19 protein-coding genes are annotated in these 23468 nt (G+C 70.8%); 12 read left to right on the forward strand and 7 right to left on the reverse strand.

The genetic code is table 11. The features are described from left to right. Position 1 precedes the first annotated feature (1 nt). The 6 genes from recR to QEZ54_RS25235 all read left to right on the forward strand — a co-directional run bounded on the left by recR (position 2) and on the right by QEZ54_RS25235 (position 7006). Positions 2 to 595 (forward strand): recombination mediator RecR, encoded by a 594-nt coding sequence (gene recR, locus QEZ54_RS25210; protein WP_281307175.1) that lies wholly within the window; start codon positions 2 to 4, stop codon positions 593 to 595. Between the two features lie 367 nt (positions 596 to 962). Then, the gene (locus tag QEZ54_RS25215; RefSeq protein ID WP_281307176.1) at positions 963 to 1967 is read left to right on the forward strand and encodes an ABC transporter permease; all 1005 of its coding nucleotides are present in this window, start codon (positions 963 to 965) and stop codon (positions 1965 to 1967) included. A gap of 94 nt (positions 1968 to 2061) precedes the next feature. Beyond that, complete coding sequence (locus tag QEZ54_RS25220) at positions 2062 to 3801, forward strand: ABC transporter substrate-binding protein (RefSeq protein ID WP_281307177.1); 1740 nt, start codon at positions 2062 to 2064, stop codon at positions 3799 to 3801. A 96-nt stretch (positions 3802 to 3897) separates the two neighbouring features. Next, complete coding sequence (locus QEZ54_RS25225) at positions 3898 to 4917, forward strand: ABC transporter permease (protein WP_281307178.1); 1020 nt, start codon at positions 3898 to 3900, stop codon at positions 4915 to 4917. Next, on the forward strand, positions 4914 to 5984 hold the full coding sequence (locus QEZ54_RS25230; protein WP_281307179.1) for an ABC transporter ATP-binding protein: 1071 nt from the start codon (positions 4914 to 4916) through the stop codon (positions 5982 to 5984). Before QEZ54_RS25225 ends, QEZ54_RS25230 begins: the two co-directional genes overlap by 4 nt. Then, a complete protein-coding gene (locus QEZ54_RS25235; RefSeq protein WP_281307180.1) occupies positions 5981 to 7006 on the forward strand; it encodes an ABC transporter ATP-binding protein in 1026 nt (341 codons plus the stop codon). The genes QEZ54_RS25230 and QEZ54_RS25235 overlap by 4 nt, the downstream gene beginning before the upstream one ends. A gap of 217 nt (positions 7007 to 7223) precedes the next feature. Here the strand turns inward: QEZ54_RS25235 and QEZ54_RS25240 are convergent, their stop codons facing one another. After that, positions 7224 to 9374: a DNA polymerase III subunit gamma and tau gene (locus QEZ54_RS25240; protein WP_281307181.1), complete on the reverse strand. Its 2151-nt coding sequence runs from the start codon at positions 9372 to 9374 to the stop codon at positions 7224 to 7226. A gap of 152 nt (positions 9375 to 9526) precedes the next feature. Here QEZ54_RS25240 and QEZ54_RS25245 point away from each other — a divergent pair, with 152 nt between their 5' ends. From QEZ54_RS25245 to QEZ54_RS25255, 3 genes are all read left to right on the forward strand, one after another. After that, complete coding sequence (locus QEZ54_RS25245) at positions 9527 to 10528, forward strand: hypothetical protein (RefSeq protein ID WP_281307182.1); 1002 nt, start codon at positions 9527 to 9529, stop codon at positions 10526 to 10528. A gap of 72 nt (positions 10529 to 10600) precedes the next feature. After that, positions 10601 to 12274: an ABC transporter substrate-binding protein gene (locus QEZ54_RS25250; protein WP_281307183.1), complete on the forward strand. Its 1674-nt coding sequence runs from the start codon at positions 10601 to 10603 to the stop codon at positions 12272 to 12274. A gap of 140 nt (positions 12275 to 12414) precedes the next feature. Next, on the forward strand, positions 12415 to 13524 hold the full coding sequence (locus QEZ54_RS25255) for a hypothetical protein (protein WP_281307184.1): 1110 nt from the start codon (positions 12415 to 12417) through the stop codon (positions 13522 to 13524). 55 nt (positions 13525 to 13579) lie between these two features. On the opposite strand, the gene QEZ54_RS25260 is transcribed toward QEZ54_RS25255, so the two are convergent. Together QEZ54_RS25260 and QEZ54_RS25265 are read right to left on the reverse strand one after the other, a co-directional pair. After that, positions 13580 to 13825 (reverse strand): hypothetical protein, encoded by a 246-nt coding sequence (locus tag QEZ54_RS25260; protein WP_281307185.1) that lies wholly within the window; start codon positions 13823 to 13825, stop codon positions 13580 to 13582. Continuing rightward, positions 13822 to 14364, reverse strand: coding sequence for an HNH endonuclease family protein (locus tag QEZ54_RS25265; protein WP_281307225.1), 543 nt, complete (start codon positions 14362 to 14364; stop codon positions 13822 to 13824). The genes QEZ54_RS25260 and QEZ54_RS25265 overlap by 4 nt, the downstream gene beginning before the upstream one ends. Before the next feature lie 315 nt (positions 14365 to 14679). On the opposite strand from QEZ54_RS25265, the gene QEZ54_RS25270 reads away from it, so the two are divergent. Continuing rightward, a complete protein-coding gene (locus QEZ54_RS25270; RefSeq protein ID WP_281307226.1) occupies positions 14680 to 16071 on the forward strand; it encodes an MFS transporter in 1392 nt (463 codons plus the stop codon). A 3-nt stretch (positions 16072 to 16074) separates the two neighbouring features. On the opposite strand, the gene leuA is transcribed toward QEZ54_RS25270, so the two are convergent. From leuA to QEZ54_RS25290, 4 genes are all read right to left on the reverse strand, one after another. Further along, complete coding sequence (leuA, locus tag QEZ54_RS25275) at positions 16075 to 17778, reverse strand: 2-isopropylmalate synthase (RefSeq protein ID WP_281307186.1); 1704 nt, start codon at positions 17776 to 17778, stop codon at positions 16075 to 16077. Positions 17779 to 18035: 257 nt separating this feature from the next. Then, positions 18036 to 19286: an MFS transporter gene (locus QEZ54_RS25280; RefSeq protein ID WP_281307187.1), complete on the reverse strand. Its 1251-nt coding sequence runs from the start codon at positions 19284 to 19286 to the stop codon at positions 18036 to 18038. 68 nt (positions 19287 to 19354) lie between these two features. Further along, entirely contained in the window at positions 19355 to 19900 is a 546-nt protein-coding gene (locus QEZ54_RS25285; RefSeq protein ID WP_281307188.1) for a Uma2 family endonuclease, read from the reverse strand. Positions 19901 to 20003: 103 nt separating this feature from the next. Further along, complete coding sequence (locus QEZ54_RS25290) at positions 20004 to 20801, reverse strand: hypothetical protein (RefSeq protein ID WP_281307189.1); 798 nt, start codon at positions 20799 to 20801, stop codon at positions 20004 to 20006. A gap of 253 nt (positions 20802 to 21054) precedes the next feature. Here QEZ54_RS25290 and QEZ54_RS25295 point away from each other — a divergent pair, with 253 nt between their 5' ends. Then, positions 21055 to 22320 carry an aspartate kinase gene (locus QEZ54_RS25295; protein WP_281307190.1) on the forward strand — a complete coding sequence of 422 codons (1266 nt, stop codon included), beginning with the start codon at positions 21055 to 21057 and terminating at the stop codon, positions 22318 to 22320. Between the two features lie 5 nt (positions 22321 to 22325). After that, positions 22326 to 23396, forward strand: a complete 1071-nt coding sequence (locus QEZ54_RS25300) for an aspartate-semialdehyde dehydrogenase (RefSeq protein WP_281307191.1) — start codon at positions 22326 to 22328, stop codon at positions 23394 to 23396. Positions 23397 to 23468: the final 72 nt, after the last annotated feature.

A 23468-nucleotide genomic window follows, 5' to 3' on the forward strand; every position in this document is an offset into this window, starting at 1 on the left:
CGTGTACGAGGGTGCGATCCAGGATCTGATCGACGAGCTCGGCCGCCTGCCCGGCGTGGGCCCCAAGAGCGCCCAGCGCATCGCCTTCCACGTGCTGGCGGCGGACCAGACCGACATCAAGCGGCTGGCCGCGGCGCTGACCCGGGTCAAGGAGCAGGTGCGCTTCTGCGTGCAGTGCTACAACGTGGCCGAGGAGGACTCGTGCCGCATCTGCCGTGACCCGCGGCGCCGCGAGGACGCGATCTGCGTCGTCGAGGAGCCCAAGGACGTGGTGGCGATCGAGCGGACCAACGAGTTCCGCGGCCGCTACCACGTGCTCGGCGGGGCGATCAATCCGCTGGAGGGCGTCGGCCCCGACAACCTGCGCATCCGCGAGCTGATGGCCCGGCTGAGCAGCGGAAAGGTCACCGAGCTGATCCTGGCCACGGACCCGAACACCGAGGGTGAGGCCACCGCCACCTACCTGGCGCTGATGGTGAAGCCGATGGGCATCACGGTCAGCCGCCTGGCCAGCGGCCTGCCCGTCGGCGGTGACCTGGAGTACGCCGACGAGATCACGCTCGGTCGCGCCTTCGAGGGTCGCCGCACCCTCTGATTCACGTCCTATCACGCCCCGCAGATATTCAAGCAGCACGATGTTCCTATGGCATCCACCTGCTGTTTTCTGCGTCACCGGCGTCCGGTTTTTATAACGCCACCATCACGGTAGAGCCTGAACTTGGTTACAGGCACGGCCCGAGCTTGACGCGGTAACACTCGCGAAGAATGCTCTGATCACGCGGTGGCGTGCACCACACGGCACCGCTGTCGCCTGTCATCCGATCGCCCCCCACGGCGGATGGGGTCGGGCGGCGCGAGTCACGCTAGGTAACAACCGAGCGGATGTCGCGCGGCAGCCGGCCACCCTCCAGGCGCAACCGGTGTGACGTGACCGGCCTCCGCAGGGAGGGGCGCTCCGTCTCATGGCCACGCCAGTCGACACCTCTGTCTCAGAGGTGCGCACCGATGCCGCGCCCGCCAAGGCGATCGAAGGCCGATCACTGGGCCGCATCGCCTGGTCCCGTCTCAAGCGGGACAAGGTCGCCATGACCGGCGGCGTGGTGGTCCTGCTGCTGATCGTGATGGCGATCTTCGCGCCGTTCATCGTCAAGCTGCTGGGGCATCCGCCGAACGAGTTCCACCAGGACACCGCACTGCTCGACCCGTCGCTGGGCAACCTGCCCCGGGGCGACTTCCTGTTCTTCACCAACAGCGGCATCAGCGGGGACTTCCTGTTCGGTCTGGAACCGCTCAACGGCCGCGACCTGTTCAGCCGGGTCGTCTACGGCGCGCAGATCTCGCTGCTGATCGCCTTCCTGGCGACCGTGCTGTCGGTGCTCATCGGGGCGACGCTGGGCGTCATCGCGGGCTTCTTCGGCGGCTGGGTGGACACCCTGATCAGCCGGGCGATGGACCTGTTCCTGGCGTTCCCGCTGCTGGTGTTCGCGATGGCGATCGTCGGCGTGCTGCCCGACACCGCGTTCGGGCTCTCCGGCAACGGCCTGCGCATCGCGATGCTGATCTTCGTGATCGGCTTCTTCAACTGGCCCTACGTCGCGCGCATCGTGCGCGGCCAGGCCCTGTCGCTGCGGGAGCGCGAGTTCATCGACGCCGCGCGCAGCCTGGGCGCCCGCGGGCCGTACATCGTGTTCCGGGAGATGCTGCCGAACCTGATCGCGCCGATCCTGATCTACACGACGTTGACCATCCCCACGAACGTGCTGTTCGAAGCGGGCCTGTCGTTCCTCGGCGTCGGCATCCAGGCGCCGACCGCCAGCTGGGGCGGCATGCTCGGCAAGGCCACCGAGTACTACAACGTGCCGCACTTCATGTTCTTCCCCGGCATGGCGATCTTCGTGACCGTGCTGGCCTTCAACCTCTTCGGCGACGGCCTGCGCGACGCCCTCGATCCCAAGGGCCGGCGCTGAACCCGCCCGGCACGACCCAACGGACCACCACTGCACCGGTTCGAGACGCGAACCGTTCCACCAGGGAGGAATGTAAGTGAAGAAGAAGGGAAGGGTGCTCGCGGCTTCAGTCGCCGCGTTCGCACTCGCGCTGGGGGCGGCAGCCTGCAGCGGCAAGACGGACGAACCCAGCACTCCGGCGGCGAAGGACGCGTACAACGCCGCGCTCACCGCGGTCTTCAACCCGTCCGACAAGAAGGGCGGCACGATCAAGCTCGCCCACTCGTCCGACTGGGACTCGACCGACCCGGGCGACACCTACTACGGCTACTCGTGGAACTTCCTGCGTCTCTACGGCCGTTCGCTGGTCATGTTCAAGCCGGGCCCCGGCTCGGAGAGCAGCCAGCTGGTGCCGGACCTCGCCGAGAAGCTGGGCGAGCCCAGCGACGGTGGCAAGACCTGGACCTACAAGCTGCGCGCCGGCCTGAAGTACGAGGACGGCACCGCGATCACGTCCAAGGACGTGAAGTACGCGGTCCTGCGTTCGCTGGACAAGGACGTCTTCGTCAACGGCCCGACCTACTTCAACGACTTCCTGGCGCTCGAGGACGGGTACAAGGGCCCGTACAAGAGCAAGGGTGTCGACACCAAGGCCATCGAGACCCCCGATGAGCTGACGATCGTCTTCCACCTGAAGACGGCGTTCGGTGGCTTCGACTACTTCGCGATGCTGCCCTCGACCGTTCCGGTCCCCGAGGCCAAGGACGACGGCGCGAAGTACAAGACCCACGTGGTCTCGTCCGGCCCGTACATGTTCGACACGTACGAGGCGGAGAAGAGCTTCTCCCTCAAGCGCAACCCGAACTGGGACGCGGCGACCGACCCGAACCGCAAGGCGCTGCCGGACCGCTACGAGGTCCAGCTGGGCGTCGCGGCGACCGACATCGACAACCAGCTCATCTCCGGTGACCTGCAGATCGACGTCGCCGGCACCGGTGTGCAGTCGGCCACCCTGGGCAAGATCCAGGGCGACCAGGAGCTGAAGGCCCGCGCGGACAACCCCTCGATCGCGCGCCTGTGGTACACCTCGATCAACCCGAAGGTGGCGCCGCTGGACAACATCGAGTGCCGCAAGGCCATCATGTACGCCGCGGACCGCACCGGTTACCAGGCCGCCTACAACGGTGAGGAGGCCGGTGGCGCCATCGCGACCAGCCTCATGCCGCCGCAGGTGCCGGGCGCGATCAAGGACGTCGTGTGGCCGGCGGGTGCCGACAACAAGGGTGACCTGGACAAGGCCAAGGCCGCGCTGACCGCTTGCGGCAAGGCGGACGGCTTCGAGGTCAACATGGCCTACCGCTCGGACCGCCCGAAGGAGCAGGCGACCGCCGAGTCGCTGCAGCAGTCCCTGGGCCGCGTCGGCATCAAGCTGACCCTGAAGGGCTACCCGGCCAGCGACTACTTCGCGCTGTACGCCGGCAAGCCGGGCTTCCGCAACGGTGAGGCCAAGCTGGGCATGGCCACCAACGGCTGGGGTGCGGACTGGAACGACGGCTTCGGCTTCCTGTCGCAGATCGTCGACAGCCGCGTCATCCGTGACTCGGGCGGCTCGTCCAACATCTCGGTCTACATCCCCGAGGTCGACCAGATGATCGACAACGCGCTGCTGGAGACCGACGTCAAGAAGCGCGACGCGCTCTGGGGCCAGGTCGACAAGCGCGTCATGGACGAGGCCGTGATCCTGCCGGGTGTGTGGGCCAAGGCTCTCACCATCCGTGGCAAGGGTCTGACCAACGTCTTCGTCAACGAGGCGTTCGGCATGTACGACTACCTCGCCCTCGGCGCGGCGCAGTAATCGCACCGGGCATCTGGACGGCAACAACCAAAGGTAGGTGAAGGCGTAGGGTGGCCGACCGGGCTCCGGTCCGGTCGGCCACCCGGGCCGACAATCGTGGTCAACTACATCATTCGGCGCCTGTTCGGCGGCGCGATCATGCTCTTCGCGGTCAGCATCGCGACCTTCCTGATCTTCTTCGGGCTGCCCCGGCTGGCCGGCGCCACCCCGGAGAGTTTCGCGGCGCGCTACGTCGGCCCCCGGGCCACCGCCGAGGTGCAGGCGCAGGCGGCGGAGAAGCTCGGCCTCAACGACCCGCTGTACGAGCAGTACGGCCGCTGGGTGAAGGCGATCTTCGTCGGCGCTGACTACGACTACGGCCCGGCTGTCGAGCACTGCCCCGCACCCTGCTTCGGCTACTCCTTCATCACCAAGCGCCCGGTCTTCGACGACCTGCTTGACCGGCTGCCGGTGACGGCGTCACTGGCCCTGGGCGCGGCGGTCATCTGGCTGCTGGCGGGTGTCGCCACCGGCGTCCTGTCGGCGCTGCGACGAGGCAGCCTCTTCGACCGGTTCGCGATGGGTACCGCGCTGGCCGGCGTCTCGCTGCCCATCTTCTTCACCGGCACGCTGGCACTGTCGATCTTCAGCTACGGCAGACCGTTCGACTGGACCGCCCGCGGCAGCAGTTACACCCCGATAACCGAAGACCCGGGCATGTGGGCGTACAACCTGATCCTGCCGTGGATCACGCTGGCGTTCCTCTATGCCGCCGCCTACGCCCGCAACACGCGGGCGGGCATGCTCGAGACGATGGGCGAGGATTACATCCGCACCGCCCGCGCCAAGGGCCTGCGCGAGCGTACGGTCGTGGTCAAGCACGGCCTGCGCGGCGCACTGACCCCCATCATCACCATCTTCGGCCTGGACCTTGGCCTGCTGCTCGGCGGTGCGGTGCTCACCGAGACCACCTTCTCGCTGCAGGGCATCGGCAAGTTCACCATCGAAGCGATCAACAAGGGCGACTTCCCGCGCATCATGGGCGTGACCATGCTCGCCGCCTTCTTCATCGTGATCGCGAACCTGGTCGTCGATCTGCTCTACGCGGTGGTCGACCCGCGGGTGAGGCTGTCATGAACACTGTGATCTCTCCTCGTCCCTCGGCGGAGGCGACGTCCTTCCTGGAACTGCGGGATCTGAAGATTCACTTCCCGACCGACGACGGCGTGGTCAAGTCCGTCGACGGGCTGAGCTTCTCGCTGGAGCGCGGCAAGACGCTGGGCATCGTCGGCGAGTCCGGCTCGGGCAAGTCCGTGTCGAGCCTGGGCATCCTCGGCATCTACCACCAGCAGAACGCGAAGATCTCCGGCGAGATCTGGCTCGACGGCCAGGAGCTGGTCAGTTCGTCGCGCGAGCAGGTGCGCCAGCTGCGCGGCAAGCGGATGGCGATGATCTTCCAGGACCCGCTGTCGGCGATGCACCCGTACTACACCGTGGGCGCCCAGATCGTCGAGGCGTACCGGGTGCACAACAACGTCTCCAAGAAGGTCGCCCGCAAGCACGCGATCGACATGCTCGGCCGGGTCGGCATCCCGCAGCCCGACCGGCGCGTGGACGACCACCCGCACCAGTTCTCCGGCGGCATGCGCCAGCGCGCGATGATCGCCATGGCGCTGTCGTGCGACCCCGAGCTGCTGATCGCCGACGAGCCCACCACGGCGCTCGACGTGACGGTGCAGGCGCAGATCCTGGACCTGATGCGCGACCTGCAGCGGGAGTTCAACTCCGCGCTGATCATCATCACGCACGACCTGGGCGTCACCGCCGAACTGGCCGACGACGTCCTGGTCATGTACGGCGGCAAGTGCATCGAGTACGGCAGTGCCGAGGACATCTTCGAGCGGCCGGAGCACCCGTACACCTGGGGTCTGCTCGGCTCGATGCCGCGGCTGGACCGGCCGGTCACCGACCGGCTGCTGCCTATCAAGGGCACCCCGCCGTCTCTGATCAACGTGCCCTCGGGCTGCGCCTTCCACCCCCGCTGCGCCTTCGCCGACCGCACCGGCGGCGCGAGCCGGCGCGACGTGCCGGAGTTGCTGTCGCTGGACAGCGGCAAGCACCGCGTGCGGTGCCACCTGACCGCGCCCGAGCGCCGTCAGATCTGGCAGAACGAGATCAAGCCGAACCTGGAGGGCGTGGCATGAGCGCGCCGATGCACAACGACGCCCTGCTCTCGGTCAGCGGCCTGCAGAAGCACTTTCCGATCACCAAGGGCCTGCTCAAGCGCAAGGTCGGTGCGGTGCAGGCGGTCGACGGGCTGGACTTCGACGTCAGGCCGGGCGAGACCCTCGGCCTGGTCGGCGAGTCCGGCTGCGGCAAGACGACGACCGGGCGCCTGCTGACCCGGCTCATCGAGCCGACCGGCGGCAGCATCCGGTTCGAGGGCCGCGACATCACGCACCTGTCCCAGGGCAAGCTGCGCCCGCTGCGGCGGGACCTGCAGATGATCTTCCAGGACCCGTACTCGTCGCTCAACCCGCGGCACACGGTCGGTGCCATCGTCGGAGCGCCGTTCTACATCCAGGGCGTGAAGACCCCGCAGGGCACCAAGAAGGCCGTGCAGGAGCTGCTGGAGCTGGTGGGCCTCAGCCCGGAGCACTACAACCGCTACCCGCACGAGTTCTCCGGCGGCCAGCGCCAGCGCATCGGCATCGCCCGTACGCTGGCCCTGAAGCCGAAGATGATCATCGCGGACGAGCCGGTGTCGGCCCTGGACGTGTCCATCCAGGCGCAGGTCGTCAACCTGCTGGAGGACCTGCAGGAGGAGCTCGGCCTGACCTACGTCGTGATCGCGCACGACCTGTCGGTGGTGCGCCACATCTCCGACCGGGTCGCGGTCATGTACCTCGGGAAGATCGTCGAGATCGCCGACCGGGACTCGTTGTACTCGCACCCGCGGCACCCGTACACCGCGGCGCTGCTGTCGGCGGTGCCGGTGCCGGATCCGAAGCGGCGCGCGGGCGACCAGCGGGAGCGCATCCTGCTCACCGGTGACGTGCCCAGCCCGATCAACCCGCCCTCGGGCTGCCGGTTCCGCACCCGCTGCTGGAAGGCCCAGGAGATCTGCGCGACCACGCCGCCGCCGCTGGTGCGGCACGCGGCCACCGACACCGAGGGCCACCTGGCCGCCTGCCACTTCCCGATGGCCGACGGCGAGCAGCGCTGACCCGTACCCCCTGGTGAAGCCCGCACGGAGCCCGGCTCCGTGCGGGCTTTGCACGTGGGGGCGAACTCGCCGCGCCTGCCTCACCCTCGCTCGCGGCTTCATGATCCGTGCAGTTTCGGGGAAAGTGCGCGAATCTTGGACCCGATTCCTGCACTTTCCCCGAAACTGCACGCACGACCCACCCCGCGCGATGCCGCGCGTCAGGTGGGTCGGGGTGTCAGTCGATCTTTTCGAGGTTGAAGCTTCTGCGAAGGGAGTCGACGGCGGCCTGCTCGGTGGTCTGCCGGGCGGTGGCGGGGTCGACGACCTCGTCGGTGGGTTCGTCGCCGGGGTCGAAGCCCTCGTAGGCGCGTACGCCGCCGGGTGGCGGGCCGTCGAACTCGGGGTCGTAGGGCGGCTCGTCCAGGGGCGGTCCGTCGTCGGCGGCCGTCGTCCGTCGGCCGGCCCCGGCTGAGGCCGGTGTCCGGCTCGCGGCGGGCGCTTGAGCGGCCCGGCCGCCGGTGGGGGCGTCGCGGCGGGGTGCGGGGTGCGCGGTGCGGCTCGCGGCCGGTGCGGCGGGTGCGGCCGGGGTGGCGGCGGGCTGGGCGGTGCCGCCGACCGGCGCGGTGGCGGGCCAGTCGTCGCCGGTCGCCGGGGCGGGTGCGGTACGCGGCGGTGCGGTGCGCGTAGGGGCGGCGGCCGCCGGAGCGCCGACGGTGCGGCCGACCGCGGCGCCGCGCGAGTCCCCGCCGACCTCGCAGCGCAGCTGCCACGAGCCGCCGAGGACCTGGTGCACCGCCTCCAGCAGCGGACCGGGGTCGTTCTCCACCCCGCTCGCGTGGATCTTGTGCTTGAACAGCAGCACCAGCGCGTTGCCGTCGATGTCGCGCACCACCGCCTCGCGGGCGAAGGCGGCCGCCTTCTTGCTGCTGCGGCCGACCGTACGCACGATCTCCTCCCAGGAGCGGCGTACGTCGGCCGCGCTGCCCGCGCCACCGGCCGGGGGCTGAGCGGCGGGCGCGGCACTGACCGGGACCGCGCTGACCGGGGCTGGGGCGGCCGGGACCGCGCTCACCGGCGCCGCGACCGGGGCCGCGGCGGCCGGGGCCGCGACGGGTGCGGCGGGCTGGGCCGGCGGGGTGGGCTGGGCGGGTGCGGCCTCGCGGGTCGCCGCCGGGCGCGGCGCGGCCGGGGTGGGCTCCGGACGGGCGTACTCCGCGGCCCGGGGGGCCACGGCGCCGGACTCCAGCCGCTCCAGGCGCTGGAGCAGGGCCGCGGCCGAGTCGTCGACGGCGGGCAGCAGCATCCGCGCGGCGATCAGCTCCAGCAGCAGCCGGGGCGAGGTCGCGCCGCGCATCTCGACCAGCCCGTTCGCCACGATGTCGGCGCAGCGCGACAGCGTCGCGGGGCCGAACTGCTCGGCCTGGGTGCGCATCCGGGTCAGCTGCTCGTCGGGCACGTCCACCAGGCCGCTGGTGCCCGCCTCCGGCACCTGGCGCAGGATGATCAGGTCGCGCAGACGCTCCAGCAGGTCACCGGCGAAGCGGCGCGAGTCGTGCCCGGCCTCGGCGACCCGGTCGATGGTGGCGAACGCGGCGGCGCCGTCCCCGGCCACCACGGCGTCGATCATCTCGTCGATGAGGGTGGCGTCGGTGACGCCCAGCAGGGACACCGCGCGGGCGTACGTCACGCCCTCCGGCCCGGAACCGGCGATGAGCTGGTCGAGCACGGACAGCGTGTCTCGGGCGGAACCGCCGCCCGCCCGCACGACCAGCGGCAGCACCTGCGGCTCGACTGTGACGCCCTCCGACGCGCACAGCTGCTCCAGGTACGGCCGCAGCACGCTCGGCGCCATGAGCCGGAACGGGTAGTGGTGGGTCCGGGACCGGATGGTGCCGAGCACCTTCTCCGGCTCGGTGGTGGCGAAGATGAACTTGACGTAGTCCGGGGGCTCCTCGACGAGCTTGAGCAGCGCGTTGAAGCCGGCCGACGAGACCATGTGCGCCTCGTCGATGATGTAGATCTTGTAGCGGCTCACCGCGGGCGCGAAGAACGCGCGTTCGCGCAGCTCGCGGGCGTCGTCCACGCCGCCGTGGCTGGCCGCGTCGATCTCGATGACGTCGATCGAGCCGGGGCCGTCGGGTGCCAGGGCGCGGCACGAGTCGCACTCGCCGCACGGCTCCGGGGTCGGGCCCTTGGCGCAGTTCAGCGACCGGGCCAGGATGCGCGCGCTGGAGGTCTTGCCGCAGCCGCGCGGCCCGGAGAACAGGTACGCGTGGTTGAGCCGCCCGCTCCTGAGCGCCTGGATCAGCGGCTCGGTGACGTGGTCCTGCCCGATCACCTCGGCGAAGGTGCGGGGGCGGTACTTGCGGTACAGCGCCAGCGCCACGGGTCCTCCATGTCCTCGCCCGCTTCGGGGCCATCCTGGCACGTCAGGTTTCATCCGAACGTCGCACGCCACCGTACCCCGCGGGGCTGACCGTCAGCTCGCGCAGTCACTACGATCCCGCAGGCAACACTCTCGGGGAGGAAGGCACCACCATGCGACTGCGGACGATCGGCGCGCTCCTGGGCGCCCTGCTGCTGGGGGCGCTCGCCCCGGCCGCGGCGAGCGGCGCGGGCGCGCTCACCCTCTCCGCCGTGCGCGGCACGGTGGAGCTCAACGAGTACGAGGTGGCGGTGGTCGGCGTGGCCGCCGACAACCACACCGGCGCCGAGATCAAGGACGCCACCGTGGTGGTGGACGCCTCGCAGGCGGCGTCCAGCGTCATCGTCATGCACATGCTCCAGGACTGCGCCCGGTCCGGGCAGGTGTTCACCTGCCGGACCAGCGTCGCGGCCGGGGACTTCGCCCAGTTCCAGCTCGTGCTGCAGGCGCGGGCCGGCGCGGCCCGGGGGCCCGCGGGTTACGTGACCGTCCGGTCCCAGGGCGCGGCGGCCGTCAAGGTCGACCTCCAGGTGGTACGGCCGCAGCTGGCCGACATCCGGACCACCTCCGACCGGGAGGTGGGCTCGGTCGGTCAGACCGTGCCGGTCACCATCGTCGTGCACAACGCGGGTCCGGACCCGTCCTACCGCCCCACGGTCTTCGTCTACGAGGCCGACGGGCTGGACTTCCGCGGCTTCGCGGCCTGCCCGGGCGAGCTGGCCGAGGGCGGCTGCATGCTGCCCACCCTGGCGGCGGGCCAGTCGCTGGGCGTCGTCGCCAACATCAAGATCACCGCCAAGGACCCGAGCGGCACGTACGGGGTGCGCACCTCGACCGCCGACCCGAACACGGCCAACGCGGGCCTGCTGGACGTCTGCGTGCGCGGCGGATACTGCACCAACGGCCGCCGCTACGGCGTGCAGGCCGCTCCGGGCGCCGGTGCCGCCCCGGCGGCCTCGGAGCACGCCGTGGCCGCGCCGGACCTCGCGCCGGCGGCCGCACGGGGCCTGATCGGGGGCCTGCCCGCGATGCTGGCGTTCGGGCTGGTGCTCGTGGTGGTCGCGGTCGCGTCGGTGCAGCTGGCGCGCAGCTCGCGGCCGGGCCGGGACGGCTGACGGGGCAACGGTTCGGTATCACCTCCGCTACTGGAGGTAGCGAACTCCATCGACGGCCGTTAGGGTCGCGTCATGCGTACGCCCCGGCGCCGGGTCTGGTCGATCTTCCTCGTGCTCGCGACGCTGCTCGCGAGCGCGAGCTGCACCGACGACGACGACAGCAACCCGCTGCCCCCGCCGGGGGTGGCCGGGCTGCCCACCTTCAGCACCAAGGACACGCTGGTGTTCGGGGTGGGGCAGGCGCAGTCGCTCGACCCGGCGCTGGCGCCCGACGCCGAGTCGCTGCGGGTGGCGCGGCAGGTGCTGGAGACGCTGGTGCAGATCCAGCCGGGCACGGCCCGGGTCATGCCCGGTCTGGCCGAGAGCTTCACCGCCGACGTCACCGGCACCGTGTGGACGTTCCAGCTCAAGCGGGGCGTGAAGTTCCACGACGGCACCGACTTCGACGCCGCCGCGGTCTGCGCCAACTTCGACCGGTGGTTCCACTTCACCGGCCTGCTGCAGAACGCCGACGTCTCGGCGTACTGGCAGCTGGTGTTCGGGGGGTTCGCCAAGAACGGGTCGAGCCGCCTGCCCGCGAGCCTGTTCAAGTCGTGCGCGGCGACCGACGCCAGCACGGCGGTGCTGACGTTGACGAAGGCGAGCAGCAGGTTCCCGGCCGCGCTGGCCGTGCCCGCGTTCGCGATCTCCAGCCCCACCGCGCTGGAGAAGTTCCACGCGAACGACCTCAAGGGCCCGACCGGCTTCCCGGAGTACGCCGCGAAGCCGGTCGGCACCGGCCCGTACCGGCTGATCTCGTGGGACAGGAAGGCGCGCCGGATCACGATGGAGGCCTTCGACGGCTACCACGGGACGAAGGCGAAGATCAAGAACCTCGTCTTCCAGGCGATCGAGGCCAACCAGCGCAAGCAGGCGCTGCTCGACGGCAAGGTGCAGGGCTACGACCTGGTCAACCCGGCCGACCTGAAGGAGCTGGGGGAGAAGGGCTACAAGCTGCTGCCCCGGCCGCCGTACAACGTGCTCTACCTCGGCATCAACCAGGCGGGCAACCCGGCGCTGGCCAAGCCGGAGGTGCGCCAGGCGCTCGCGTACGCGGTGAACCGGCAGCGGATCGTGGACGAGGTCTTCCCGCCCGGCGCGAAGGTGGCGCTGAACTTCCAGCCCGACAGCGCCGCCGGGTTCAACCCCGACGTCAACGACTACAAGGTGAACCCGCAGCAGGCGAAGGTGCTGCTGGAGCGGGCGGGCTACCCGAACGGGCTGACCCTGCGGCTGCACTATCCGACCAACATCTACCGCGACTACCTGCCGGACCCGAAGAAGATCGTTGCGATGATCACCGAGGACCTGAAGGCGGTCGGCATCACGGTGCAGCCGGTGGCGCTGCCGTGGAACCCGTCCTACCTCAACGCGGTGACCAAGGGCAGCTCGCACGACCTGCACCTGTTCGGCTGGGAGGGCGACCTCGGCGACGCGTACACGTTCCTGGGGAGCCTGTTCGACAAGCGGTCGGCGGAGTTCGGGTTCACCGACGCGGACCTGTTCGGGGCGCTGAAGGAGGCCGACGGGGCGAGCTGGCTGCGCCGGCCCGACCTGTACCGCGTGCTCAACGCCAGCCTGATGCAGAAGCTGCCCGCGGTGCCGCTGGCACACGGCCCGACCACCATGGTCACCGTGCAGGACCTGGTCGGCATCGTGCCCAGCCCGCTGACCGACGAGCACTACGCGGAGGCGCTGTTCCTGTGAGGCGCCGCCGCCGAGGTGCGCGTTCAGTTTGTTGCGAGGCTGTGCCAGTGCGCCGCGTCCGCGTGTCACGCTAAACGGACTTTTGCGGACATAAGGTAGCCTCCCGACTTGCCACGTTACGTGCTCGTTGGGGGTCCGCGATGCTCCGCGCACTGAGTCCAGTCCTGTTGGGAACCGCGTTCGTGCTGGCCGGTGCCGGTGCGCTGCCGGCGGCGGCAGCAGCGGACAGCAGCCTGGCGGTGACCGTCCCCGACAAGGCCCTGGCCAACGAGATGGGCGGCACCGAGCTGCTGGTGAAGCTCGACAACCGGGGTGAGCAGGACCTGAGCCGGGTCACCCTCAAGGTGCGCCTGGGCGGTGCGCTGTCCGGCCGGGTCGAGCTCGCCGCTGCCGACTGGTGCACCAAGGAGAAGACCTCGGCCACCTGCTCGGTCGACCGGATCACCCCCGGCAGCGGCATCACCGCCCGGATCTCGCTGCGGGCCCGCAAGGACGCCCCGCTCGGGGCGGCGGGCAACGTCACCGTCACCGCGCACGCCGCGACGGGCACCGCGCCCACCGCCACCGTGCCGATCGAGGTCACCTCGCCGCCGTACACGGACATCTCCGCGTCGGCCGCCAGCGCGCCGACCTACCTGCGGGTCGGTGAGACCGGCGCGTTCACGGTCACCTACCGCAACTCCGGCCCCGTGCCCGGCGTGCTGCGCATCGGCAAGCCCGGCGGGACCGGCTTCACCGATCCGGCGTGGACGGACTGCCCGCTGGAGGACGGCGACGGCTGCCTGATCGAGGCGCTGGCGCCCGGGGCCACCCGCAAGGTCACCTTCACCGAGAAGCTGAGCAGCGCGCACCCGGGCGAGCCGCACGTGGCGATGACCGTCGACGGCGCGTACGACCGGCTGGTAACCGACAACTACGCCAGCTTCCCCGTCTGCGTGCACGAGACCGGCGACTGCACCCGGCACGTGCCCGGCCACCACCCGTCCGCGTCCCCGTCGGCCGCGCACCACCCGTCGGCCAAGCCGAGCCCGGTCGACGCGCCCGCCGGCGACACGACCGCGGCGCAGCGCGACCCGCTCCTGCCGGCGGAGCCCGAGCAGGTCGCCGTCGCACCCGCGCACGCGTCGTACGACGAGGCCGAGGAGGTGCTGGGCATCGGGGTGTACGCGGTGATCGGTCTGCTGATCCTGGCCGCCTCCGGCATGCTCGCCTGGCACCACCGGCACCACCGGCGCCGCCGGCACCGCTGATCCGCGACATGGCCAAGGGCCGCCCGGGTGATCCGGGCGGCCCTTGGCCATGCTGTCAGCCTTCGGGGCGGTTCAGGATGCCGACCGCCTGCGCGTGCAGCGCGGCCATCGGATCGGTGACCGGCACGGTCGCCCCGGTCACCGTGTACCACTCGCCCGCGCCCAGGTACTGCACCTTGAGCCGGGCCAGCCCGTCGGCGCCCAGCTCGCTGGCGAGGGTCAGCTCGCCGGTGACCACACCCACCTCATCGGTCATGACTCCGCCAGGACCGGCGACGATGTTCGTGGTCAGGGTGCTCATACGCAAGACTCCAGCATGTCCGTCAGGGCGGCCTTCTCGGCCGAGGTCACGGTGAGCTTCCAGTACGTCTTCACCGTGATCCAATCAACGGCGTAGGTGCACCAGAAGTCGCGCGACGGCGGCTTCCACGTCGACGGGTCCTGGTCGCCCTTGGACCGGTTGCTGCTGGCCGAGACCGCGAACAGCTGCGGCCGGGTCAGGTCGTTGGCGAACTCCGAGCGCTTGTCGTCGGTCCACGAGTCGGCCCCGGACCGCCACGCCGCCGCGAGCGGCACCATGTGGTCGATGTCGACCTTCAGCGGGTCGGTGGTGTCGGCGCCGTCGTAGACGCTGTGCCAGCTGCCGCCGGTGACGTTGCAGCCGTCCAGCTTGATGTTCTTGCCGTCGCGGGCCAGCACGGTGTCGCGGACGTCGCAGTTGCTGCCCGCCTTCTTCCAGTGCGGGAAGCGGTCGCGGCTGTAGCCGGTCATCGGCCGCGCCTCGGCGACCTTGAGGCCCTTCAGCGACGCCGCCGCGGCGGTGCCGTCACCCGCGGCCACGGGCGGCCGCGCGCCGTTGCTGGCCTTGCCACCGGGGGAGCCCGTGCCCGCTTCGGGGTCGCAGGCGCCGGCGAACAGGGTGGCGGTCAAGAGTAGGGAGATACCGGTCCATCTGAGAGGTTTGGGGGAACGCACGTGCTAACCCTACGGGTGTTCCGTGCTGTCGCAACTACTCGGACGACGTCTGCGCAGGTGTCCGGTTTCGGCGTGCGCCCGGCGCGGCGGCGAACGAGAATGGGCCGAGTGGATGCCGGACTGACGCTGCGCAGCCGCGCGGGCAAGGGAACGCTGGCCGCGGCGGTGCTCGCCTCCGGGATGGCGTTCCTCGACTCGACCGTGGTCAACGTGGCTCTGCCATCGCTCGGCCGCGACCTCGGCGCGACACTGGCGCAGCTGCAGTGGGTGGTCAGCGGCTACACGCTGACGCTGGCCGCCTTCGTGCTGCTGGGCGGGGCGCTGGGCGACCACTGGGGGCGCCGCCGGATGTTCGTCGTCGGCGTCGTCTGGTTCACCCTGGCCTCCGTGGCCTGCGGCTTCGCCCCGGACGTCGAGCTGCTGATCGCGGCGCGGATCCTGCAGGGGGTCGGGGCCGCCCTGCTCACCCCGGGCTCGCTGGCGCTGCTGCAGGCGTCGTTCGCCGAGCAGGACCGGGCGCGCGCGATCGGAGCCTGGTCCGGGCTGGCCGGGGTCACCACCGCGCTCGGGCCGTTCGTCGGCGGCGTGCTCATCGACCAGGCGTCCTGGCGCTGGATCTTCCTGATCAACGTGCCGCTCGCGGCGGCGGCGGTGCTGCTCGCACACCGGTATGTGCCGGAGAGCCGGTCGCCCGAGACCGACCACCACTTCGACCTCGCCGGGGGCCTGCTCGGTGCGGTCGCCCTGGCCGGGCTCACCTACGCCCTGATCGCCTGGCCGGAGCAGGGGTTCGCCTCGGCGGCCGTGCTCGGCGGACTGGTCGTCGCGGTGGTCGGCGCGGTGTCGTTCCTGCTGCGCGAGCGGCAGCGCGGACCGCGGGCGATGCTGCCGCTCACGCTGTTCGACTCGCGCGCCTTCTCGGTGCTGAACCTCTACACCCTGCTGGTGTACGGCGCGTTCGGCGGCTTCCTGTTCCTGCTGGTCATCTTCCTGCAGAACGTCGTCGGGTACACGGCGCTGCAGGCCGGCCTGTCCACCCTGCCGATGACGCTGCTCATGTTCGCCCTGTCCGAGCGCTCCGGTGCCCTGGCCACGAAGATCGGGCCGAAACTGCAGCTCACGGCTGGCCCTCTCTGCTGCGCGCTCGGCGTGCTGCTGCTGCGCGGGGTCGGTCCGGGCACCGACTACTGGACCGGGATACTGCCCGGGGTGCTCGCGTTCGGCGCCGGGCTGACCCTGTTCGTGGCCCCGCTGACCGCCGCGGTGCTGGCCGCCGTCGCGGTCCGGCACGCCGGGGTGGCCAGCGGCGTCAACAACGCGGCCGCGCGGGCCGGGTCGCTGCTGGCCGTGGCGGTGCTGCCGCTGCTGGTCGGGCTCACCGGCGACCAGTACGAGCAGGCCGCGCCGCTGACCGCCGGGTACCGGCAGGCGGCGCTGTGGGCGGCCGGGGTGCTGGTCGCCGCGTCGGCGCTGGCGCTGTTCATCTGCCCGCACGTGCCGCTGGACCGCGCGGAGGTGCGCAGACAGAAGGAGGAGCACCTGCCCGAGTACGGCAGGTGCCCCTCCTCGTGATCGTCAGTGCCGGTTGACCGCGCTGGCGACCGCCTTCAGCGAGGCGGTCACGATGTTGGCGTCGATGCCGATGCCCCAGCGGGTCTCGCCGTCCACGTCGCACTCGACGTAGGCGGCCGCCTGGGCGTCACCGCCGCTGGTCAGCGCGTGCTCGGCGTAGTCCAGCACCCGCACGCTCACGTTGTGGTCGGACAGCGCGTGGCTGAACGCGTCGATCGGGCCGTTGCCCACCCCGGTCAGGCGACAGGGCGCGCCGTCCAGGTCGGCCTCGGCGACCAGCTCCACCTTGCCGTCGACGGTCGACACCGAGTACGAGCGCACCGCCAGCCTGCGGTCGGTCAGGTACTCGTCGGCGAAGATCGAGTACATCTCGGCCGGGGTGACCTCGCCACCGGCGTCGTCGGTGCGGCGCTGGACCACGCCCGAGAACTCGATCTGCAGACGGCGCGGCAGGTCCAGCTGATGCTCGGACTTCATGATGTACGCGACGCCGCCCTTGCCCGACTGCGAGTTCACCCGGATGACGGCCTCGTACGAGCGCCCCAGGTCCTTCGGGTCGATCGGCAGGTAGGGCACGCCCCACTCGAAGTCGGCCACCGGCACCCCGGCGTCGGCGGCCTTGCGGGCGTGCGCGTCCAGGCCCTTCTTGATCGCGTCCTGGTGCGAGCCGGAGAACGCCGTGTAGACCAGGTCGCCGGCGTACGGGTGCCGCTCGTGCACCGGCAGCTGGTTGCAGTACTCGACCGCCCGCTTGATCTCGTCGATGCCGGTGAAGTCGATCTTCGGATCGATGCCCTGGCTGAACAGGTTCAGGCCCAGCGTGACCAGGTCGACGTTGCCGGTGCGCTCGCCGTTGCCGAACAGGCAGCCCTCGATCCGGTCGGCGCCGGCCAGCAGGCCCAGCTCGGCGGCGGCCACGCCGGTGCCCCGGTCGTTGTGCGGGTGCAGGCTCAGGATGACCGAGTCGCGGCGCGGCAGGCGGCGGTGCATCCACTCGATCGAGTCGGCGTACACGTTCGGCGTGGCCATCTCGACCGTGGCGGGCAGGTTGATGATCAGCGGGCGCTCGGGCGTCGGGTCGATGACCTCGATCACCGCCGAGCACACCTCGAGCGCGTACTCCAGCTCCGTGCCCGTGTAGGACTCGGGCGAGTACTCGTACCGGATCTCGGTGTCCGGGGTGATCATCTCGGCGTACTTCTGGCACAGCCGGGCCCCGTCGGTGGCGATCGCGGTGATGCCGTCGGTGTCCAGGCCGAACACCACCTCGCGCTGCAGCGTGGAGGTCGAGTTGTAGAAGTGCACGATCGCCCGCTTCGCCCCGCGCAGGCTCTCGAACGTCCGCTCGATCAGGTGCTCGCGGCACTGCACCAGCACCTGGATGGTCACGTCGTCCGGGATCAGCTGCTCCTCGATGAGCTGCCGCACGAACGAGAAGTCGGTCTCGCTGGCCGCCGGGAAACCGACCTCGATCTCCTTGTATCCCATCTTGACCAGCAGCTCGAACATGCGGCGCTTGCGATCGGGGGACATCGGGTCGATCAGGGCCTGGTTGCCGTCGCGCAGGTCCACCGCGCACCACTGCGGGGCGGCCTCGACGCGGCGGGTGGGCCAGGTCCGGTCGGCGACGTCCACGCGGAACTGCTCGTGGTAGCCGCGGTAACGCTGGAAGGGCATCTTGCTGGGGCGCTGAGCTGCAGCAGACATGGGTTCCATGCTCCTTTAAAGTCATGCGGGTCGCGCGATCCGAGGCGGTTGTGTGGGCAAGCACACGGCGGTACGGATCGATTTCGTTGACCTGGCAACAGGATTGCCGGGGCCCGGGAGCTGTACGGGAAACCGGCAAACGGGCACGCGCCGCTACTCCGCGACGAGGTGCCGGTGTGGCTGCGCAGTGGGCAGCGGCTAGGCCTCGTCGCGGCAGCGAAGCAGGAGGCTCACGTACCGCATGACAGTCGTCGACTTTACGCCGCCGTGGCCGTTGCGGGAGCCGTTGCCCGAAGACTGGGACGCGAGCCCGCCGCACGTACCACTACCGGCCCGACGACCAGCCCGCCGACCGCGAACATCGCCGCGATCGCCAGCCAGCCCCAGCCACCGGTGCTCACCGCGAGCGCGATCAGTCCCGCCGGGGCGATCATCGCCTGCGCCGAGGTGCCCATCCGGAACGCCCCGAGGTAGGCCCCCCGCTGGTCCGGCGGCGGCAGCTCGGCCATCACCGTCCACGCCCCCGCCGAGTACAGCAGCTCGGACAGGGTCAGCAGCACCGTTGCCGCCAGCAGCACCGCCATCGTCGGCCATCCGGCCGTGCCGCCCGCGACCAGGTAGATCGGGCAGCCCAGGGCGGCGGTCAGCGCACCCAGGCGCAGCGAGCGGACCGCCCCGGTCAGGGTGTGCGTGCCGCGGGTCAGCGCCACCTGCAGCGTCGTCGCCATCAGCGTGTTGGTGACCGTCAGCACGCCCAGCCACCAGCGCGGCGCGTCGGTCCGGTGCAGCAGCCACAGCGGCGCCACCTCCATCGCGACCGTGATGTAGGAGGCCAGCACCGCGCACACGGCGGTGACGGCCAGGTAGGGCCGGTCGCGGAAGACCTCTCGCGCCCTGGTGCGCGCCGCGTGCTGCTTCTCGTGGCGTACGAGCGCGGGCAGTTTCGCGATGAAGTAGGAGTTGGCCAGCAGCACCACGCCGTTGACCAGCACCATGCCGTAGTAGGCGGGGCGGATGTCCAGCGCCAGCGCCAGCGCCGCCAGCCCGGCCCCGAGCGACCAGCCGACGTTGAGCCAGGAGCGGGAGAACGCCTGGGTGCGCACCCGCTCCTCCGGCGCCAGCGCCTCGATCAGGTACACGCTGCGTCCCGCCTGCGCCACCGTCGCGGCGAGCTCCACCGCCACGATCACCGCGATGAACGCGCCGAAGCCCCGCACCAGCGGCCAGCAGCCGAACAGCAGCGCCTGCACGGCCGTGGCGCGGCTCCACAGCGTCAGCGGACCCATCCGGTCGGCCAGGGCGCTCAGCGGCACGGCGAGCAGCAGTGCGGCCGCCGCCGCGGCGGACAGGCCCAGGCCGATCTCGTGCGGCCGCAGGCCGACGACCCTGGTGAAGAAGACGGCGCTGCCGGTCAGGAACGTGCCGTAGCCGATTCCGGCCAGCAGGTTCTGCGCGGACAGCCGCCGGGCTATCCCGGCAGGCGGGATCAGGTTATCGCGTACCCCCATGCCGGACATCCCACCGGATGAAAGCCGCTCACGCTGCCCCGTGCCCGCTGACCTGTCAGGTCAGGATCTCAACCGAGTTTGGACACCATGCGGTGCCCCGCGACCTCATAAGTGCCGCCGCGCAGGACGTGCATGGTGATCATGCCGTCGACCTGGTCCGCATCGGCGTCGCCGCGCACGATCCAGTAGTGCTCGACGCCGAGCGCCGCATAGACGCCGAACTTGTTCACGGCGTCGTTCTCCTCGCTCCGGTCCGAGACGGCCTCGACGACGACGTGGATGACACCCGCGTCGTGGGTCGTGTCACGAGGGCGGGGCCGATGGCCGGCGACGAAGACGACCCCGTCGGCGACGAAGTTGTTGCGGCCGCTGCCTCCGCGTACGAAGCCGCTGTCCGCGACGTACTGCTCCCCGGCGACCTCGTGCCCGTTGCGGCGCCAGTGCTCCAGGATCATCAGGATGATCTGCCAGTGCCAGATGGTGACCGGCATGTGGACGAGCTCCAGCCTTCCGTCGTGCAGTTCCCACGCCCAGCCCCGATTGGGGGTGGGCAGGTTCTCGAACGTCGCGCGCGTGATCACGCCGTCGCTGGGCAGATCGATAGTCACAGTCACGATCATCACCCTCCCGGTGCGACGCGTACGGGAAAACAGCCTACCGGCGCGAGCGGGGTGATAGATACCGCCGATTCGCGCCAGTGGACATGGCGTCGATGGGTCAGGCCTTCGGGGACGCCTTCGGAGTCGGACTCGGGGTGCCTGATGGCGAGACCGAGGGGCTGGGGGAGGGTGGGGCGTTGATGGGCAGGGGCTGGCCGGGGACGATCGGGCCGGGCATCTGGACGGTCTGCGGCCCCGGCGCGGGCGGGCCGGACAGCATCAGGGTGCCGAAGCCGACCCGGGCGGCGGTCAGCGTGCCGTCGGCCTCGAAGCAGTAGATGCCCGCGTCCATGGGCAGCTTGAGGCTGGCCGCCGAGGACTCCACCGAGTAGCAGCGGCCCGCCGCGCCGGGCAGCGTGTCCACCTCGGCCACGGCCAGCGCCGCGCGGCGGTCGGTCAGCACGCCCAGCCAGTCGGTGACCAGGTGCTCCAGCTTCACGTCGGCCTTGGTCGGCAGCGGGCCGGGCAGCCGTACGCAGCCGGCGAAGGGGTGGTTGCCCGCGGGCAGGGCGCACTGGTGCAGCGCCCCGGCGGTCCACACCAGCGCGATGTCGACCTGGCCGCTGTACGCGCCGCCGGGCAGGTCGATGCGCCAGGTGCGGTCGACGGCCCGGGTGATGGTCACCCGGCGCACCGGCCGCTTCGGCGAGGTGAAGGTGTACGTCGCGACCTGCTTGAGGTCCTTGGCGGCCGCGGCCCGGCCGGCGAGCTGGGCACGGGGCTCGGTCGCCTCCACGGGCCCGGCGACGGTCGTCGCGGTGGCGCTCGGTGTCGCCTGGGGGACGGTGTCTCCGCAGGCCGACAGGGCCATGCTCGCGACGATCAAGGCAAGAGGGGTGAGGGTAGCCCGACGCACGCGCCCATTGTCGTCTGCCGACTCCACTGTGCGGCGGACCGCGGTCGGTGTGGCGGGTGTCACAGGCCAGATTTCTTCCGGTCGCGGCACGGCTGCGGCGGACTTCCGGCGGGCGCGCGAGGCGGTGCGGCAGAGGATCTGGTACGGCACCGGCACCGGCGCCCGACTGCTGGGATCGAGCCGCAGGTGCCCGGTGCGGCCACGGTTAAGCTGAGACGTCCCTAAGCCCTGACGTGGAGAGGAGCCCGGCACCGTGGCCCTCGTGGTGCAGAAGTACGGCGGTTCGTCGGTCGCCAACGCCGAGCGGATCAAGCGCGTCGCCGAGCGCATCGTGGCGACCCGCAAGGCCGGCAACGACGTGTGCGTGGTCGTCTCGGCGATGGGCGACACGACGGACGAGCTGATCGACCTGGCTCACCAGGTCAGCCCGCTGCCGCCCGGTCGCGAGTTCGACATGCTGCTCACCGCGGGTGAGCGCATCTCGATGGCGCTGCTGGCGATGGCGATCCACAACCTGGGCTACGAGGCCCGGTCGTACACGGGGTCGCAGGCGGGCGTGATCACCACGTCGACGCACGGCAAGGCGCGCATCATCGACGTGACCCCGGGCCGCCTGCGCGGCGCGCTCGACGAGGGCGCGATCGTGATCGTGGCGGGCTTCCAGGGCGTGTCCCAGGACACCAAGGACATCACCACGCTCGGCCGGGGCGGCTCGGACACCACCGCGGTGGCGCTGGCGGCCGCGCTCAAGGCCGACGTGTGCGAGATCTACACCGACGTGGACGGCGTCTACAGCGCCGACCCGCGGATCGTGCCCAACGCCCGCAAGGTCGAGCAGATCACGTACGAGGAGATGCTCGAACTCGCGGCCAGCGGTGCCAAGATCCTGCACCTGCGCAGCGTGGAGTACGCGCGCCGGTTCGGCCTGAACATCCACGTCCGTTCTTCGTACTCGACCAAGACCGGAACCCTCGTCACCGGATCAATGGAGGACCTTTCCGTGGAGCAAGCACTCATCACCGGTGTGGCGCACGACCGCAGCGAAGCCAAGATCACGATCGTCTCCGTGCCGGACGAGCCGGGCGAGGCGGCCAACATCTTCCGCGCGCTGGCCGACGCTGAGATCAACATCGACATGATCGTGCAGAACGTCTCCACCGAGGCCTCCGGCCGCACCGACATCTCGTTCACGCTGCCCAAGGTCGACGGCCCCACCGCGATGGCCGCGCTGCAGAAGGTCCAGGAGCGGGTCGGCTTCAAGGGCCTGCTGTACGACGACCACATCGGCAAGATCTCGCTGGTCGGCGCCGGTATGCGCTCCAACCCCGGCGTGACCGCCACCTTCTGCGAGGCGCTGGCCCGCGCCGGCGTGAACATCGAGATCATCTCCACCTCGGAGATCCGCATCTCGGTCGTCTGCCGCGACACCGACCTCGACGAGGCCGTCCGCGCCGTGCACGACGCGTTCGAGCTCGGCGGGTCCGAGGAGGCCGTGGTCTACGCCGGTACCGGCAGGTGACGGCGGTGCCCACCCCCGGCAGGCTGCCCACCCTCGCCGTCGTCGGCGCCACCGGCGCCGTCGGCACGGTGATGCTCGACATCCTCAGCCACCGCCGCAACGTGTGGGGCGAGATCCGCCTCATCGCCTCGGCCCGCTCCGCCGGTCGGCGGCTCATGGTCCGCGGCGAGGAGGTCGAGGTCGTCGCGCTCCGCGAGGAGGCCTTCGACGGCGTCGACGTGGCCATGTTCGACGTGCCCGACGAGGTCTCCGCCATCTGGGCGCCGGTCGCGGTGGCGCGCGGCGCGGTCGCGGTCGACAACTCCGGCGCGTTTCGGATGGACCCGGACGTGCCCCTGGTCGTGCCCGAGATCAACCCGGAGCAGACGCGCAACCGGCCCAAGGGCATCATCGCCAACGCCAACTGCACGACGCTGGCGATGATCGTGGCCATCGCGCCCCTGCACAACGCGTACGGGCTCAAGGAGCTCGTGCTCGCGTCGTACCAGGCGGTCTCCGGCGCCGGCCAGTCCGGCGTCGACGCGCTGCACGACCAGCTCACCAAGGTGGCCGGGGACCGGCTGCTGGGTTCGCGCACCGGCAACGTCCGCCACGCCATCGGCGACGACCTGGGCCCGTTCGCGGCACCGGTCGCGCTCAACGTGGTGCCGTTCGCCGGTTCGCTCAAGGACGGCGGCTGGTCCAGCGAAGAGTTGAAGATGCGCAACGAGTCCCGCAAGATCCTCGGGCTGCCCGGCCTGAAGGTCAGCGCGACCTGCGTACGCGTCCCCGTGGTGACCGGCCACTCGGTCGCCGTGCACGCGGTGTTCGGCTCCGAGGTCGACGCGGCCGACGCGCGCGGGGTGCTGGACAGCGCCCCCGGCGTGATCGTGGTCGACGACCCGGGCGCGGGCGAGTTCCCGATGCCCATCGACGCCGTCGGCACCGACCCGTCCTGGGTCGGCCGCATCCGCCGGGCCGTCGACGACCCGCGCGCGCTGGACTTCTTCGTGACCGGCGACAACCTCCGCAAGGGCGCCGCCCTGAACACCGCCCAGATCGCCGAACTCCTCGCGAGCGAGCTCACCGGGCGCTAGGTGGTTGCGTGCAGTTTCGGGGAAAGTGCTGGAATCTTGACCCGGATTCCTGCAGTTTCCCCGAAACTGCAC

The sequence above is a fragment of the Catellatospora sp. KI3 genome (assembly GCF_029948125.1).
Taxonomy (GTDB): Bacteria; Actinomycetota; Actinomycetes; order Mycobacteriales; family Micromonosporaceae; genus Catellatospora.